The following is a 16,355-nucleotide window of genomic DNA, read 5'->3' as shown; positions in this document are numbered from 1 at the left end:
GCGTCAGCCACCGAGCTGGCGACGCACCCGCTCGGGACCGGCGGCCAGCAGCAGCGTCGGGAGCCGGGGACCGGTGTCCGAGCCGACGAGCAGCCGGTAGAGCAGCACGAAGAAGCGTCGCTGGGCGACCTTGAGGTCCTCGGCCGGCTTCGTGTCGAGGGGCAGACCGGCCTGGAGCTTCGGCACGCCGTAGACCAGCGAGGTCAGGCCGTCGAGCGACCAGTCCTGCTCCAGACCGTCGAGCAGCAGCCGCAGCGACTCGGCGTCGGTGTCGTCGAGCGAGCCCAGCAGCGCCGTGTCCGGGGAGGACAGCAGCCGGGTGTGCGACTCCTCGGGCATGTAGTGCTCGACCCAGTGCTCGGCGCAGTCCAGCCGGGGACGGAGGTCGTCGAGGGTCACGGGCTCCTCCGGACCGGAGGCCACCAGTCCGCTCAGGAGCCGGCCGAGCTGCTCCGGGTCGCCGGTGGTCACGTCGATGACGGAGGTCAGCGTCCGGAACGAGACCGGCTGCGGCGTCGTCGGCAGCGTCCGTTCGGCGGTGGCGACCGAGCGGGCATGCCCGAGCGCCTCGATCGGCGCGGAGGTCCCCGCGGCCACCTTCCGACCCAGCGCGTCCCACTCGTCGTAGAGCCGGGAGAGCTCGGCGTCGAACGCCACCTTGATCGCCTGGTTGGGACGACGGCGGGCGTAGAGCCAGCGCAGCAGCGGCGCCTCGAACACCTCGAGCGCCGACGACGGCGTCGGCACCCCGCCCTTCGACGACGACATCTTCGCCTGACCCGAGATGCCGACGAAGGCGTACATCGGCCCGATCGGCTGCCGCCCGCCGAAGATCTCGGAGACGAGCAGCCCGCCGACCTCGTAGGAGGAGCCCGGCGAGGAGTGGTCCACACCGGAGGGCTCGAAGTCGACGCCCTCGTAGGCCCACCGCATCGGCCAGTCGACCTTCCAGACCAGCTTCCCGCGGGTGAACTCACGCAGGAGCACGGTCTCCGACGACCCGCACACGCAGGTGAACGTCATCTCGGTCGTCGCGTCGTCGTAGGCGACGATCGAGGTGTCGTCGGTGCCGCAGGCCCCGCAGTAGGGCTTGTACGGGAAGTACTCCCCCGACGCCGACCCCACGGCTTCGTCGGGATCGACGCCTGCGTCGCCCTCGTCATCCTCGATGTCCTGGCTCTTCTTCGTCCGGAACCGGCCCAGCACGCCGTCGATGCGCGACCGCTCGCGCATCGCCAACAGCGTCGCCTCGACGTAGGCGCCGGAGGTGTACATCTCGGTCTGGCTGATCCCGCGGAACGGGACGCCGAGCCGCTCCAGCGCGTCGATCATCGGGGCCTTGAAGTGCTCGGCCCAGTTCGCGTACGCGCTGCCGGCCGGCGCCGGGACCGCCGTCAGCGGCTTGCCGATGTGCGCGGCCCACGAGTCGTCGACGCCGTCGACGCCCTTCGGCACCCGGCGGTAGCGGTCGAAGTCGTCCCAGGAGATGAGGTGCTCGCACGCGATGCCGCGGCGGCGGATCTCGTCGGCGACCAGGTGCGGGGTGAGGACCTCGCGCAGGTTCCCGAGGTGGATCGGACCCGACGGTGAGAGGCCCGAGGCGCAGACGATGGTGCGGCCCTCGCCGCAATCTCCTCGCTCGGCAGTCTCCTTGCGGGCCGCGGCGATCACCTCGTCGGCGAGGGTGGCCACCCAGTCCTGCGAGGTCGACTCCGGCTCGGCACCGCCCCCGCCCCGCCGCCGGCTCATGGGCGGTCCCTGACCGGGTTCGTCAGCGTCCCGATGCCCTCGACGGTCACGGACACCGTCTGGCCGTCGACCATCGGGCCGACGCCTGCCGGGGTGCCGGTGAGGATGGTGTCGCCGGGCAGCAGCGTCATCACGCGGCTGATGTAGGCGATCTGCTTCTCGATGCCGTGGATCAGCATGGACGTGCGCGACTTCTGCACGGTGGCGTCGTCCAGGGTCGTCTCGATTGCGAGGTCGGACGGGTCCATCGCGGTCTCGATCCACGGGCCCAGCGGGCAGAACGTGTCGTAGCCCTTCGCGCGCGTCCACTGGCCGTCGGAGGACTGCAGGTCGCGGGCGGTGACGTCGTTGGCGACGGTGTAGCCGAGGACGACGTCCTTCGCGCGGGCCTCGGGCACGTCGCGGCACGGCTGGCCGATGACGACGGCGAGCTCGCCCTCGTAGTCGACGCGCTGGGAGTCGGCGGGCCGCAGGATCGGCAGGCCCGGGCCGATGACGCTCGTCGAGGGCTTCATGAAGATCAGCGGCGCGGCGGGGGCGTCGCCGCCACCCATCTCGGCGACGTGCTCGGCGTAGTTCTTGCCGATGCAGACGACCTTCGACGGCAGGATCGGCGCGAGCAACCGGACGTCGGCGAGCGGCCAGGTCCGGCCGGTGAAGGTCGGGTCACCGAAGGGGTGCTCGGCGATCTCCGCGCACACGTCGACCGGGGCGGCGCCGGGTTCCGCGCCACCCGCCGTCGGGGACTGCAGGGCCACGAACGAGACACCGTCGTGATGGGCGATCCGAGCGAGACGCACGGTGATCCACCCTAGTCCTGCGGGTCGTTCCGCCCGGCGGGCGGATGGCGGCCGCCCTCAGGCCAGGCTGCGCGTCCCCGACGCCGACGAGACGAGCGCGGCGAGCCGGTCGCCGACGGCGTGGGTGCCGCCCGGGTTCTGGTGGTCGCGGGTGGCGAGGTCGAAGGCGACGGCGGCCTCGACCCGGCGCGCGAGCTCGGGCTCACCGAGGTGGTCGAGCAGCAGCGCAACGCTCAGCACCGCAGCGGTCGGGTCGGCGATGCCCTTACCCGCGATGTCCGGGGCGGACCCGTGGACGGGCTCGAACATGCTCGGGTTGGCACGGCTGACGTCGAGGTTGCCGGACGCGGCGATCCCGATGCCACCGGTCACCGCGGCCGCGAGGTCGGTGAGGATGTCGCCGAACAGGTTGTCGGTGACGATCACGTCGTAGCGCGACGGGTCGGTGACCAGGTGGATCGTCGTCGAGTCGACGTGCTGGTAGTCGACGCCGACCTCGGGGTGCTCGAGCGAGACCTCCTCGACCACGCGCGACCACAGCGAGCCGGCGTGGGTGAGGACGTTCGTCTTGTGCACGAGGGTGAGCTTGCGGCGCTCACGGTTCGAGGCACGGGTGAACGCATCGCGCACGACCCGCTCGACGCCGAACGCGGTGTTGATGCTGACCTCGGTCGCGATCTCCTGCGGGGTGTCCTTGCGCAGCAGGCCGCCGGTCCCGGCGTACGGGCCCTCGGTGCCCTCGCGGACGACCACGAGGTCGATCTCCTGCTGGGCCGACAGCGGCCCGCGGACCCCGGGGTAGAGGCGCGCCGGGCGCAGGTTGACGTGGTGGTCGAGCTCGAAGCGCAGGCGCAGCAGCAGCCCGCGCTCGAGGATGCCGCTGGGCACCGACGGGTCGCCGACCGCACCGAGCAGGATCGCGTCGTGGTCGCGGAGCTCGGTGAGCACCGACTCCGGCAGCAGCTCTCCCGTGGAATGCCAGCGGGCCGCGCCGAGGTCGTAGTGCGTCGACTCGATCTGCGGAGCGACCTCGCCGAGGACCTTCAGGGCCTCACCGATGACCTCGGGCCCGATGCCGTCACCGGGAACCACCGCGAGTCGCATGTCCAGACTTCCTCCCCCGACGGGTCGACCTCGATGGTGCGACCGTGCTCACCTGCGGTGGAGGCTACCGCGCGTGTCGGTCCGGGTCCGCACCGGATCACCCGCCCGACGGTCGCGGAGGGCCCCCGTCACCCGATCGATGTCATCCGAAGGGGATCGACCGGGTGGTGCGGGCGTCCAGGACCTGCCCGATCGGGGCCAGGACCACGTCCGAGACCGCCTGGTCGACCCGCAGCAGGATCACCGAGGAGGCCTTGTCGCGGGTCTGGGACATCTGGGCGGCCTCGATGTTCACTCCCGCTTCCCCCAAGAGGGTGCCGACGGCGCCGAGCGCGCCCGGCCGGTCGGTGTACTCGACGAGCAGCACGTGGCCCTCGGCGCGGATGTCGAAGGAGCGCCCGTTGATCTCCACGAGCTTCTCCACCTGGTCCGCCCCGGTCAGCGTGCCGGACACGGTGACCGGCTCACCGCCGTCGGGGATCGCGCGCAGCGTCACGACGCTGCGGTGGTTCGGGCTCTCGCTGGCGGTCTCCACCTCGACGGTGACCCCGCGCTCCGCGGCCAGCGCCGGCGCGTTGACGAACGTGACCGGCTCGTCGACGACCTCGCCGAACACCCCGCGCAGCGCGGCCAGCTCCAGCACCCCGACGTCCTCGTGGGCGAGCTCGCCCCGGACCTCGACGGTGACGCTCGACGGCTGGCCGACCAGCGTCGAGAGCAGCGTCCCCAGCTTCTGGGTGATGCCCAGCCAGGGGCGCACCTCCTCGCCGACCGTGCCGCCCTGGACGTTGACGGCATCCGGCACGAAGTCGCCGCTCAGCGCCCGCAGGACGCTGTGGGCGACGTCGGTGCCCGCGCGGTCCTGCGCCTCGGCGGTCGAGGCGCCGAGGTGCGGGGTCGCGGTGACCTCCTCGAGCTCGAACAGCGGGCTCTGTGTCGTCGGCTCGGTGACGTAGACGTCGACGCCCGCGCCGCCGACCTGGCCGGAACGGACCGCCTCGGCGAGGGCGTCCTCGTCGACGAGGCCGCCGCGGGCCGCGTTGACGATGATGACGCCGGGCTTGGTCTTCGCCAGGGCCTCCTTTCCGATGAGGCCCTGGGTCTCCGGGGTCTTCGGCAGGTGGATGGTCATCATGTCGGCGCGGGTGAGCAGCTCGTCGAGGGAGACGAGCTCGATGCCGAGCTGGGCGGCGCGGCTCTGCGGCAGGTACGGGTCGTAGGCGATGACGTGCGCGTCGAAAGCCCGGATGCGGTTGGCGAACAGCTGGCCGATCTTGCCGAGACCGACGACGCCGACCGTCTTGCCCTGGATCTCGACGCCGGAGTACTTGCTGCGCGCCCACTCGCCGCGGCGCAGGCTCGCGTCGGCGGCGGGGATGTGGCGGGCGGTGGCCAGCAGCAGCGCGAGGGCGTGCTCCGCGGCGGAGACGATGTTCGACGTCGGGGCGTTCACGACCATCACGCCCGCCGCCGTCGCGGCGGGGACGTCGACGTTGTCGAGCCCGACGCCGGCGCGGCCGACCACGGTCAGCTTCTTCTGCGCGGCGAACACCTCGGCGTCGACCTGCGTGGCGCTGCGCACGAGCAGTGCGTCGGCGTCGGTGACCGCGTCGAGCAGCGCGGCGCGGTCGGTGCCGTCCACGTGGCGGATCTCGACCTCGTCGCCGAACACCTCCAGCGTCGACGGCGCGAGCTTCTCGGCCATCAGGACGACGGGCTTGGTGTTCGGCGTGATCACGGTGCTGGCGCTCCCAGGGTCGGCGGCGTGGTCGTCGCCGACAGCATCGGGTGGTCCTCCGCACGCCGGCGTGCTGTGGGTCATCGTGCCCACGGGCTCGTCAGGATATCGCCGCGCTGTGAACCGGCTCACCCGGCATCGGCGGTCCGGGCGGCCCGCTCCTGTGCAAGCAATGGTCCATTCCTGTCACGGGCGGCGGGGACCCCGGACGAAGGACGCCGGACGCACGACGGCGGGCGCACCCGGGTGGTGCGCCCGCCGTCGGGATCACTCGCCGTGGGTGAGTGGCGCTCTCCGATCGTCAGGTGACAGCAATGGACCATTGCTGCCGGGCCTGACGATCCGGCGCCACCCCGCCACCCCGGCTCAGAGCTTGTTCTTCGGGATGAACGGCATGAGGTCGCGGAGCTTCTGGCCGACCTGCTCGATCTGGTGGGCCTTGCCCTCGTCCTCGAGCTTGGTGAAGTTCGGGCGGCCGTTGTCGTCCTCGGCGATCCACTCGCGGGCGAACGACCCGTCCTGGATCTCCGTCAGCACACGGCGCATCTCGTCCTTGACCGCGGGGCTGATGATCCGCGGCCCACGGGTGAGGTCGCCGTACTCGGCGGTGTCCGAGCAGGAGTACCGCTGCCCGTAGATGCCCTTCTCCCACATGAGGTCCACGATCAGCTTGAGCTCGTGGAGGCACTCGAAGTAGGCGATCTCGGGCTGGTAGCCGGCCTCGACCAGCGTCTCGAACCCGGCCTGCACCAGCGCCGACGTGCCGCCGCAGAGCACGGCCTGCTCGCCGAAGAGGTCGGTCTCGGTCTCCTCGGTGAACGTCGTCTTGATGACGCCGGCCCGCCCGCCACCGATCGCGGTGGCGTACGAGAGCGCGAGCGCCTCGGCGTGGCCCGACGCGTCCTGCTCGACCGCGATCAGGCACGGCACGCCCTTGCCGTCGACGAACTGGCGGCGGACCAGGTGGCCCGGCCCCTTCGGCGCGACCATGGCGACGTCGACGTCCGACGGCGGCTGGATGAGGTCGTAGCGGATGTTGAAGCCGTGCCCGAAGAAGATCGCGTCGCCGCTCTCGAGGTTCGGCGCGATGTCATCGGCGTAGATCTGACGCTGCTTGGTGTCTGGCGCCAGGATCATGATCAGGTCGGCCTCGGCGGACGCCTCGGCCGCCGTCACGACCCGCAGCCCCTCCTCCTCGGCCTTGGCCCGCGACTTCGAGCCCTCGGGCAGGCCGATCCGGACGTCGACACCGGAGTCGCGCAGGGACAGCGAGTGGGCGTGGCCCTGGCTGCCGTAGCCGATCACGGCGACCTTGCGGCCCTGGATGATCGACAGATCGGCGTCCGCGTCGTAGAAGATCTCGACACTCATGGGGACTGCGGTTTCCTTCCTGAAGTACTGCTCAACGATTCGCGGCGATGGCGCGCGGCCCACGGGACAGCGCGACCATGCCGGACTGCACGATCTCCCGGATGCCGTAGGGCTCGAGCATCCGCCGCAGCGCCGACAGCTTGTCAGCGGTGCCGGTGGCCTCGACGGTGACGGCGTCGGGAGCGACGTCGACCACCTTGGCCCGGAACATCTGGGTCACCTCGAGTACCTGCGAGCGCACCGTGGCGTCGGCGCGCACCTTGAGCATCACCAGCTCGCGCTGGACCGAGGTCGCCGGCTCCAGCTCGACGATCTTGATGACGTTCACGAGCTTGTTCAGCTGCTTGGTGACCTGTTCGAGGGGGAACTCGTCGACGGTCACGCAGATGGTCATCCGCGAGATACCGGTCTCCTCGGTCGGCCCGACGGCGAGCGAGGAGATGTTGTACCCGCGCCGCGAGAACAGGCCCGAGATCCGGGCCAGCACGCCGGGCTTGTCCTCGACGAGGACCGAGAGGGTGTGGGTGCTCATCAGTTGCTCTCCACCGTCGTGACGACCTCGTCCGCGCCGCCCGCTTCCGGGTCGTCGAACAGTGGCCGGATGTCGCGGGCCGCCATGATCTGGTCGTTGCCGGTCCCGGCGGCCACCATCGGCCAGACCTGGGCGTCGGCACCGACGGTGAAGTCGATGACGACGGGGCGGTCGTCGATCGCCATGGCCTGGGTGATGACGCGGTCGACGTCGTCGCGCGACTCGCAGCGCAGGCCCTCGCAGCCCAGCGCCTCGGCGAGCATGACGAAGTCCGGCACGCGGTGCTTGTGGGTGCCGAGCTCGGTGTTCGAGTACCGCTCGCCGTAGAACAGCGTCTGCCACTGGCGGACCATGCCGAGGTTGCCGTTGTTGATGACGGCGACCTTGATCGGGATGCCCTCGATCGCGCAGGTCGCGAGCTCCTGGTTGGTCATCTGGAAGCAGCCGTCGCCGTCGATGCACCAGACCGTCGTGTCCGGCTTCCCGACCTTCGCGCCCATCGCCGCGGGCACGCCGTAGCCCATGGTCCCGGCGCCGCCGGAGTTGAGCCAGGTGCGCGGGTGCTCGTAGCCGATGAACTGCGCCGCCCACATCTGGTGCTGGCCGACGCCCGCGGCGTAGATGGCCTCGGGACCGGCGAGCTTCCCGATCCGCTCGATCACGTACTCCGGGGAGAGCGTGCCGTCGGCGGGCTCGTCGTAGCCCAGCGGGAACGTCTCGCGCCACGAGGTGAGCTGGTTCCACCAGGGGGTGAGGTCGGGCGTCGCGGCCTCGGCGGCGCGCAGCGCGGCGGTGAGCTCGCCGATGACCTCGCGGGCGTCGCCGACGATCGGGACGTCCGCGACGCGGTTCTTGCCGATCTCCGCGGGGTCGATGTCGGCGTGCACGATCTTCGCCCCGGGCGCGAAGGTGGTCAGGTCGCCCGTGACGCGGTCGTCGAACCGGGCGCCGAGAGCGACCAGCAGGTCGGCCTTCTGCATCGCCGCGACCGCCGCGACGGTGCCGTGCATGCCGGGCATGCCGAGGTTCTGCGGGTGCGAGTCGGGAAAGACGCCGCGCGCCATGAGGGTGGTGACGACGGGGGCGCCGGTCTCGCGTGCGAGCTCCATGAGCTCCGCGGACGCCTCCGCCTTGACGACACCGCCGCCGACGTAGAGCACCGGGCGCGCCGCCTCGGCGACCATCCGGGCGGCCTCCCGGATCTGCTTGCCGTGGGGCTTCGTCGTCGGCCGGTAGCCCGGAAGCTCCATGTCCACCGGCCACGAGAACGTGGTCTGCGCCTGCAGGACGTCCTTGGGCAGGTCGACGAGCACGGGGCCCGGACGCCCGGTCGCGGCGATGTGGAAGGCCTCGGTGATCGCCCGCGGGATGTCCGCCGGGTCGGTGACCAGCATGTTGTGCTTGGTGACCGGCAGCGTGATGCCGCAGATGTCGGCTTCCTGGAACGCGTCGGTGCCGATCATCTTGCGCCCGACCTGCCCGGTGATGGCGACGATCGGGACCGAGTCGAGCATCGCGTCGGCCAGCGGGGTCACCAGGTTCGTCGCGCCCGGCCCGGACGTCGCGATGCACACGCCGACCCGGCCCGTGGCCTGCGCGTACCCGGTGGCGGCATGACCCGCGCCCTGCTCGTGGCGCACCAGGATGTGGCGCACGAGCGTGGAGTCGTAGAGCGGGTCGTAGGCCGGGAGGATCGCGCCGCCCGGGATGCCGAAGATGACGTCGCAGCCCACGGACTCGAGCGAGCGGACGAGGGACTGGGCGCCCGTGGCCGGGGTCGGGTCGACCCGGGTCGGTCGGGGCGCGGCCGGACGCGTCGCGGGTTGCGCGGACGCGTCCTGCTGCTCGGTCGGCGCTCCGGATCGCGGAGCGGGACGCGGTCTGGCTGTAGTCATCGGTGATCAGCCTCTGGTGGGAACCGGTGGATGCGGTGGGTAGGCCGGGCGGTGGACGGCTCGACGCCGGGCGACGCCTGCTGTCAGCCCCTGAACACGACTGTGCCGAACACAAAAAGACCCTCACCGCCGGTGGCGGGGAGGGCAGGCGCGTCAGGGTCTAGGGCAGCGAGCACGAAGCTCGTCAGACGCTGACGCGCCCGGCGAGTACGAGAATTCGCTGCATATCAGCACGGTAGCACGCGACACGTCGGGCACGGCCACCCCGCGGTCCAGTGATCCTTCCCGCTCGGCGGAGCCACGGACCTCAGCGGCCCCGAACCCCGACTGGCACGATCGCGGCCGTGAGCGAGGAGCGGGGGACGACCGCGGTGACCACCGACGAGTCCGGAGCGACGCCGGAGACGGGCACGACGTCGGCGCCGTCGTCGGCGCCGTCGTCGAAGACGGAGACCGCGTCCGAGCTGGAGACGGCGGCCCGCCCCGACCCGCGTCCGGCCACGTTCCGCGCCGTCCCGACGGTCGCCCTGGTCGCTGTCGCCTTCCTCGCGCTCTGCCTGTCCCCGATCGCGTTCCAGGGCGGTCCCTGGTTCCTGCTGTTCCTGGGCCCGGCCGCGCTGGCGGTGTGGGTGGTGCGGTCGCGGACCCGGGTGGACGAGGACGGGGTGCACGTGCGCGGGGTCGTCGGCACCCGATCGCTGCCGTGGTCGGAGGTGTCCGGATTGCGCCTGCCCGAGAAGGGCTGGGTCCACGCGGTGCCCGCGGACGGGGCCGAGCTCGAGCTGCGCGGCGTGCGCATCCGCGACCTCGGCCGGATCGGCGAGGCGAGCGGCGGCCGGATCAGCGCGCCGACCCCCGCGGAGGCCGAGGCGGCGGCCGACCACGCCCGCGAGCTGGAGGCCACCCGCATGCGGCTCGCCGCGCTCCGGGAGAAGCAGGCGGCCGCCGGGAACGAGGCGGAGCCGCCTGGCGCGGACGAGGCTGCCGGTCGGTCCGACGAGGCCACCCCCGGGCGCGACACCGACCAGCGGTGATCCCGCGGGCCGCGGCCCGCCCAGACCCACCTCGACCCGCCGCCAGGACCCGTCGCCCGGACGATGGGCACACGACGCAGCCGCTGGGCCCTCATCCCCCGCCTCACGTGCTCCTGATCAACGAGCACCGAGCGCGCCACCCCACGAGAGGCACACCACGCAGCTCCGCGACCCCGCCGACCTGCCCCATGTGCTCGTGATCATCCCGCGCGCCGGAGCCCGGCCCGCATCCCCCTGGGCGTCGTGATCCCCGGGCGTAATGTCCGAGCGAGACTCGCATTCGCCCGAGGAGGATCTTCCGTGCCGCCGCTCCGTTCCCGCGTCACCACCCAGGGCCGCAACGCCGCAGGCGCCCGTGCCCTGTGGCGGGCCACCGGCCTGACCGACGACGACTTCGGCAAGCCCCTGATCGCCATCGCGAACTCGTACACGCAGTTCGTGCCGGGCCACGTCCACCTCAAGGAGATGGGCGAGCTGGTGGCGGCCGCGGTGCGCGAGGCGGGTGGCGTGGCGCGGGAGTTCCACACCATCGCGGTGGACGACGGCATCGCCATGGGCCACGGCGGGATGCTGCACTCGCTGCCCTCGCGCGAGGTCATCTCGGACTCCGTCGAGCACATGGTGCAGGGCCACGCGGCCGACGCCCTGGTCTGCATCTCGAACTGCGACAAGATCACCCCCGGCATGCTCAACGCCGCCATGCGGCTCGACATCCCGACGGTGTTCGTCTCCGGCGGGCCGATGGAGGCGGGCAAGGCGGTCGTCGTCGAGGGCGTCGCCCAGGCCCCGACCGACCTGATCACCGCCATCTCGGCCAGCGCCTCCCCCGACGTGGACGACGAGGGCCTCACCGAGGTCGAGCGCTCCGCCTGCCCGACCTGCGGCTCCTGCTCCGGCATGTTCACCGCGAACTCGATGAACTGCCTCACCGAGGCACTCGGGCTCTCCCTGCCCGGCAACGGCTCCACCCTCGCCACGCACGCCGCGCGCAAGGCGCTGTTCGAGAACGCGGGCCGCACGGTCGTCGACCTGGCCCGCCGCTACTACGAGCGCGACGACGAGTCCGCCCTGCCGAGGAACATCGCGAACCGGCACGCCTTCGAGAACGCCATGGCCCTCGACGTCGCGATGGGCGGTTCCACCAACACGGTGCTGCACATCCTCGCGGCCGCACACGAGGCCGGCCTCGACTTCACGCTCGCCGACATCGACGCGGTCAGCCGGCGGGTGCCGTGCGTCAGCAAGGTCGCGCCGAACTCGAACTTCCACATGGAGGACGTCCACCGGGCCGGCGGCATCCCCGCGATCCTCGGTGAGCTGGACCGCGGCGGGATGCTGCACCGCGACGTCCACGCGGTGCACGCCCCGTCGCTCGAGGACTGGCTGGGGCGCTGGGACGTCCGCGCCGAGCAGCCCGCCACCGAAGCGACCGAGCTCTTCCACGCCGCGCCCGGCGGGGTCCGGACCACCGAGCCCTTCTCGACGAGCAACCGCTGGTCCTCACTGGACACCGACGCCGCGGGCGGCTGTATCCGCGACGTCGCCCACGCCTACACCGCGGACGGCGGGCTGGCCGTGCTCACCGGCAACCTGTCCACCGACGGCGCCGTGATCAAGAGCGCGGGCCTGCCCGAGGACGGGCGGCACTTCCAGGGACCGGCGCGCGTCGTCGACTCCCAGGAGGAGGCGGTCTCGGTCATCCTCAACCGCGAGGTGCAGCCGGGCGACGTCATGGTCGTGCGCTACGAGGGCCCCGCCGGCGGGCCGGGCATGCAGGAGATGCTGCACCCGACCGCGTTCCTCAAGGGCGCGGGCCTCGGCGCGAAGTGCGCACTCATCACCGACGGGCGGTTCTCCGGCGGGTCGTCGGGCATCAGCGTCGGGCACATCTCCCCCGAGGCCGCCCACGGCGGCACGATCGCCCTCGTCGAGAACGGCGACCAGATCCTCCTCGACGTCGACGAGCGGCGCATCGAGCTGCTCGTCGACGACGACGTTCTCGCCGAGCGGCGCGCCAAGATGGACGCCTCCGAGCGCCCCTGGCAGCCGGCCGAGGAGCGTCACCGCACCCTCACGAGCGCCCTGCGTGCCTACGCGAAGCTCGTGACCTCGGGAGCGACGGGCGCCGTCCGGAACATCTAGCCCCGCATGAACAGGAGCACCGTCAGCCCGGTGCCCACACCGATGATCATGCAGGAGACGCCGACCGGGGTCTGGGCGCGATACCAGGCCCGGTCGGCGTCGCCGCTGATGCGCCCCGGCCCGGAGAGCACGACGAGGGCCGACAGCGCGAGCCCGAACACCGGCGCCTCCGCCGGCCCGACCGCTCCCGCGGCCCAGGCCGCTGGCAGCGTCAGGCACATCGCGACCAGGTGCACCGCCACCAGCGCGGACGCCGCGAACGACGCCAGCACGCCGAGCACCACGAGCAGCCCGGCGACGATCTCCGCCCAGCCGAGCGCCGTCGTGAGCCCGCCGGCCGGCGCGAAGCCGTAGCCGCCGAGCAGGGCCCGCGTCGCCGCCGTGCCGTCGGCATGTCCGCGCGGCAGGTCGAACAGGGTCCGCGCGCCACCGAGGATCGCGGTGACGCCGAGGACGACCCGTGCGAGCAACAGCCCGACCTCGGTCGCCCACGGACGCGTCGCGACCACGGCCGTCGTCGCGACGGGCTCGTCGAGCGCCGACGCGGCGCCGTCACCGCGCCAGGGGAAGACCGCCGTGTCGTGCGGTGCCCCTTCGAAGCCCAGGATCGAGAACTCCGCCTGTTCCTCGACCGCGGGCGGCGCACCGCCCCGTCTCCACCGGCCCACGGCTGCGCAGACTAGGCGGCCCCGATCGAGTGATCACGCCGCCACGCGGGTCGGCACGGTAGTCCGGAACGATCTAGTACTGCCCGACGACGAGGTTCGGCGGGTCCCCGCCGGCGCGCACCGCCTCGAGCTGGGTCACGACGACGCGGTAGGCCCGGTCGAGGTGCCCCGGGACGCTGCCGCCGACGTGCGGGGTGAGCAGCAGGCCCGGCGCCGACCAGAGCGGGTGGTCCGCGGGCAGCGGCTCGGGGTCGGTCACGTCGATCGCGGCCCGCAGCCGCTCGGCCTGCAGTTCGGCGAGCAGCGCGTCGGTCGCCACGACGGGCCCACGGGCGGCGTTCACCAGGATCGCGCCGTCGGGCATCGCGGCCAGGAACGCGGCGTCGACGAGGCCGCGGGTCGCGTCGGTCAGGGGGACGAGGAGCACGACGACGTCGGCCTCTCCCAGCAGGTCGGGCAGCTCGTCGGTGCCGTGGACGCCCTCCCGGGCCCGGGACCCGACCAGGGTCACCGGCCCGACGTCGAAGGGCGCCAGGCGGCGCGAGGTCTGCTCGGCGAGGTCACCCGCGCCGACGAGCAGGATCCGCTTGCCGAGCAGGGTGTCGGTGACGTGCTGGTCCCAGTGGCCGGTCAGCTGGTTGCGCACGAACGCGGGGATCTCGCGGACCACGGCGAGGACGGTCGCCAGCACCCATTCGGCGGTGACCCCGCCGTGCGCGCCCTTGCAGTCGGAGAGCGCGACGCCGTCGGGGAGATGGCCGATGAACTTCTCCGCACCGGCCGAGAGCAGCTGGACGAGCCGTACCTTCGGGCACGCCTTGATCATCGCCGTCGCGGCCTCCTGGGCCAGGAACCCCGGGATGAGCACCTCGGCGTCGGCGGCCTCGGGCGGGAGGCCCTCCGGGCCCGCGGACTCGTCGTAACGGACCACGCGCACGCCGTCGAGCGACGCCAGGGCACGCTCGCCGACCTCGTCGGGCACCAGGACGATCAGCTCGCTCTTCTCGGACATCGCCGCCAGGTTAGTGCCGTGCGACCCCCGTGGGCGGACCGGCTCACGGTGCGCTCAGCCCTGGACGCCTAGGCTGACCGCCCGTGTCCGGTCCGCTGCCCCGCGCGCTGGTGCGACGACGCCCGCGTGGCGTGACCCGGGTGGCCGCGGCCGTCCTGTTCGTCGTGCTCGCGCTCCTCGCGGGCGGCTGCGCCGACTTCCCCGACGCCTCGTCGCAGCCCTGGCGCGACAACCCGGAGATCGGGCCGGAGAAGGTCCCGGCGCCGCAGTCGCCCGCCCCCTCCGAGCCGTCCCCGCCCGCACCACCCCCCACCGGCGGCGCCGCGCCCCCGCCGGGGCCGTGCGTCGACCCGGACCCGCAGGTGGTGGCCACCTGCCTGGCCCCGGTCTCGTCGGTGGTCACGCTGCCCGGCGCGTCCGCCGCCCTGGTCACGGAGCGCACCACGGGGCGCATCCTGCGCGTCGCGCCGGACACGCCGCCGCAGGTGGTCGCGACGGTGCCGGTGGACGCCGCGGGCGACGGCGGGCTCACCGGGCTCGCGCTCTCCCCCAGCTACGCCGAGGACCAGCTGATGTACGTCTACGCGACGACGGCGGGCGGCAACTCGGTGCTGCGGATCGCCCAGGGGGACGTGCCCAAGCCGGTGCTCTCCGGCATTCCGCGCGGGTCGACGGGGAATCGCGGGGCCATCGGGGTCGAGCCCAACGGGACGCTGCTGGTGGCCACGGGCGACGCCGGGAACGCGGCGTCCGCGGCCGCGCCGGGCTCGCTCGCCGGCAAGCTGCTGCGGATCGACGCGTTCGGCCGCCCCGCCCCCGGCAACCCCACCCCGGGGTCCCCGGTGGTCGGCTCGGGTCTGCACGCGCCCGGCGACGTCTGTCCCGACGTCACCTCGAACACGACCTGGGTGAGCGACCGCGCGGGGACCCGGGACGTCCTGCTCGGTGTGCGGCCCGGTTCCGTGCCGGGCGCGGGCGCCGCGGCCGCGCCTGCGTGGACCTGGCCCGACCGGCCCGGCGTGGACGGGTGCGCCGCGGGCGGGGGCTCGCTGTTCGTCGGGCTGAGCGATGCGAAGGCGATGTACGTGCTCAAGCCCACCGCGGAGGGACGCTTCGTCGGCACGCCCGAGGCCGTCCTGCAGAACACCTACGGGCGCATCTCCGGAGCCGACCTCGGCTCCGACGGCATGCTCTGGATCGGCACCGTCAACAAGGACCCGGGCGGGACGCCGGGCGCCACGGACGACCGGGTGATCCGTATCAAGCCGCCCTCGGGTGGTGGCTCCGGCCCGGACTAGGTGCCGACGGCTCGTGAGCACTGATCCGTGCTGTGGCGCGTGTCGGAGACTGTCGAGTGGACCCCGAGGGCTGCCGCAGGAACCATGGGCGTCCGCTCGGACCCGGACCCGGCCAGATCCCCGGCCGAGTGGACCCTGAGGGCTGCCGCAGGAGCCATGGGGTCCACTCGCCGGCCGCGACCTCGCCGGCTCCACCGATGCCACGGCCCCGTCACCGGGCACCGGGGCAGCGGTGCGGTGACGGGGCCGTGGTTCTGGGGAGCGGACGGGCACGAGGTCCGAACGCCCGACCGTGTCGGAGTCGGTCGGACGAGCGGGCAGTGGGCCGCCGCGAGGTCCGGGCTTGGGGAAGCCCGGGCCGTTTCTAGGAGAACGAGAGCATGCTCGGGAGCTCGGGGGCGTTCTCGGACGCCGCGCCGGACCAGTGGGTCACGTCGTTCTTGCCGTTGTCGACGGCGTGCTGGACGTCGTTCGACATCAGCGTGACCTGCTTCGCGCCCTCGGTGGGCGTGAGGCCGTCCTTCATCGCGCCGGACCAGTTGGTCGCGGCGTGCGAGACGTCGTTCTCGGTGTTGCTGACCATGTGCCCCGCGTCGGTCTTCATGTCCGAGGCCGGGAGCGTGGTCGGCAGCTTCGTCGGCAGCTCGGTCGGCAGCGACGTCGGCGCCTTGTCCTTCAGCGTCGACGCGGCGTCGGCCGCCTTGTGCTGCAGGTCCGTGCCGTGGTTCGTGACCGAGGCGGTCATCGAGTGCGCGGACACGTGCGAGGCCTGCGAGAGCGGGGACGACTTCGCGGCGTCCTGCAGGTGGTGCGCTCCGTCGGTGAGCGACCCCTGGATCTCGTGCGTCGTGGGAACGCTCGGCGCCTCCGAGGCGAACGCGAGCGATGCCGTGCCGCCGGTGAGCGCCAGGGCCGCGGCAGCCGTGAAGGCTCCCTTGCCGGCGAGGCGAGCGGCGTGGGACGACGAGTGGGGAGCGTGATGAGCGCCCATGCGAAGGCCTCCTCCTATCAG

The 16,355-nt window shown here is 72.7% G+C and carries 13 protein-coding genes; 3 read left to right on the top strand and 10 right to left on the bottom strand.

Annotation, left to right across the window (positions count from 1 at the left end; translation table 11 throughout):
* Window positions 1-3: 3 nt before the first annotated feature.
* The 7 genes from lysS to VGI02_RS21060 form a co-directional block, all read right to left on the bottom strand.
* Complete coding sequence (gene lysS / locus VGI02_RS21090) at window positions 4-1,749, bottom strand: lysine--tRNA ligase (protein ID WP_331630521.1); 1,746 nt, start codon at window positions 1,747-1,749, stop codon at window positions 4-6.
* Window positions 1,746-2,549 carry a fumarylacetoacetate hydrolase family protein gene (locus VGI02_RS21085; RefSeq protein WP_331630518.1) on the bottom strand — a complete coding sequence of 268 codons (804 nt, stop codon included), beginning with the start codon at window positions 2,547-2,549 and terminating at the stop codon, window positions 1,746-1,748. Before VGI02_RS21085 ends, lysS begins: the two co-directional genes overlap by 4 nt.
* Window positions 2,550-2,606: 57 nt before the next feature.
* Window positions 2,607-3,653: a 3-isopropylmalate dehydrogenase gene (locus VGI02_RS21080; protein WP_331630516.1), complete on the bottom strand. Its 1,047-nt coding sequence runs from the start codon at window positions 3,651-3,653 to the stop codon at window positions 2,607-2,609.
* Between the two features lie 142 nt (window positions 3,654-3,795).
* Window positions 3,796-5,358 carry a phosphoglycerate dehydrogenase gene (serA, locus tag VGI02_RS21075; RefSeq protein ID WP_414638342.1) on the bottom strand — a complete coding sequence of 521 codons (1,563 nt, stop codon included), beginning with the start codon at window positions 5,356-5,358 and terminating at the stop codon, window positions 3,796-3,798.
* 399 nt (window positions 5,359-5,757) lie between these two features.
* Window positions 5,758-6,762: a ketol-acid reductoisomerase gene (ilvC, locus tag VGI02_RS21070; protein ID WP_331630514.1), complete on the bottom strand. Its 1,005-nt coding sequence runs from the start codon at window positions 6,760-6,762 to the stop codon at window positions 5,758-5,760.
* A gap of 31 nt (window positions 6,763-6,793) precedes the next feature.
* Complete coding sequence (ilvN, locus tag VGI02_RS21065; RefSeq protein ID WP_331630512.1) at window positions 6,794-7,294, bottom strand: acetolactate synthase small subunit; 501 nt, start codon at window positions 7,292-7,294, stop codon at window positions 6,794-6,796.
* Window positions 7,294-9,189, bottom strand: a complete 1,896-nt coding sequence (locus VGI02_RS21060) for an acetolactate synthase large subunit (RefSeq protein WP_331630510.1) — start codon at window positions 9,187-9,189, stop codon at window positions 7,294-7,296. The genes ilvN and VGI02_RS21060 overlap by 1 nt, the downstream gene beginning before the upstream one ends.
* 344 nt (window positions 9,190-9,533) lie before the next feature.
* Between VGI02_RS21060 and VGI02_RS21055 the strand changes: the two genes are divergently transcribed.
* Window positions 9,534-10,223 carry a PH domain-containing protein gene (locus VGI02_RS21055; RefSeq protein ID WP_331630508.1) on the top strand — a complete coding sequence of 230 codons (690 nt, stop codon included), beginning with the start codon at window positions 9,534-9,536 and terminating at the stop codon, window positions 10,221-10,223.
* A gap of 300 nt (window positions 10,224-10,523) precedes the next feature.
* Entirely contained in the window at window positions 10,524-12,365 is a 1,842-nt protein-coding gene (ilvD, locus tag VGI02_RS21050; protein ID WP_331630506.1) for a dihydroxy-acid dehydratase, read from the top strand.
* On the opposite strand, the gene VGI02_RS21045 is transcribed toward ilvD, so the two are convergent.
* Window positions 12,362-13,033 (bottom strand): DoxX family protein, encoded by a 672-nt coding sequence (locus VGI02_RS21045; protein WP_331630504.1) that lies wholly within the window; start codon window positions 13,031-13,033, stop codon window positions 12,362-12,364. The genes ilvD and VGI02_RS21045 overlap by 4 nt on opposite strands.
* Before the next feature lie 73 nt (window positions 13,034-13,106).
* Window positions 13,107-14,045, bottom strand: coding sequence for a 2-hydroxyacid dehydrogenase (locus VGI02_RS21040; RefSeq protein WP_331630502.1), 939 nt, complete (start codon window positions 14,043-14,045; stop codon window positions 13,107-13,109).
* An 83-nt stretch (window positions 14,046-14,128) separates the two neighbouring features.
* Between VGI02_RS21040 and VGI02_RS21035 the strand changes: the two genes are divergently transcribed.
* Entirely contained in the window at window positions 14,129-15,343 is a 1,215-nt protein-coding gene (locus tag VGI02_RS21035; RefSeq protein ID WP_331630500.1) for a PQQ-dependent sugar dehydrogenase, read from the top strand.
* 364 nt (window positions 15,344-15,707) lie between these two features.
* Here the strand turns inward: VGI02_RS21035 and VGI02_RS21030 are convergent, their stop codons facing one another.
* Window positions 15,708-16,334 (bottom strand): hypothetical protein, encoded by a 627-nt coding sequence (locus VGI02_RS21030; RefSeq protein WP_331630498.1) that lies wholly within the window; start codon window positions 16,332-16,334, stop codon window positions 15,708-15,710.
* Window positions 16,335-16,355 lie beyond the last annotated feature (21 nt).

Origin of the sequence: Actinomycetospora sp., assembly GCF_036497245.1 — a bacterium.
Lineage (GTDB): Bacteria > Actinomycetota > Actinomycetes > Mycobacteriales > Pseudonocardiaceae > Actinomycetospora.
Note: the sequence above shows the minus strand (reverse complement) of the source record. Positions and strands in the feature narration are given on the sequence as shown.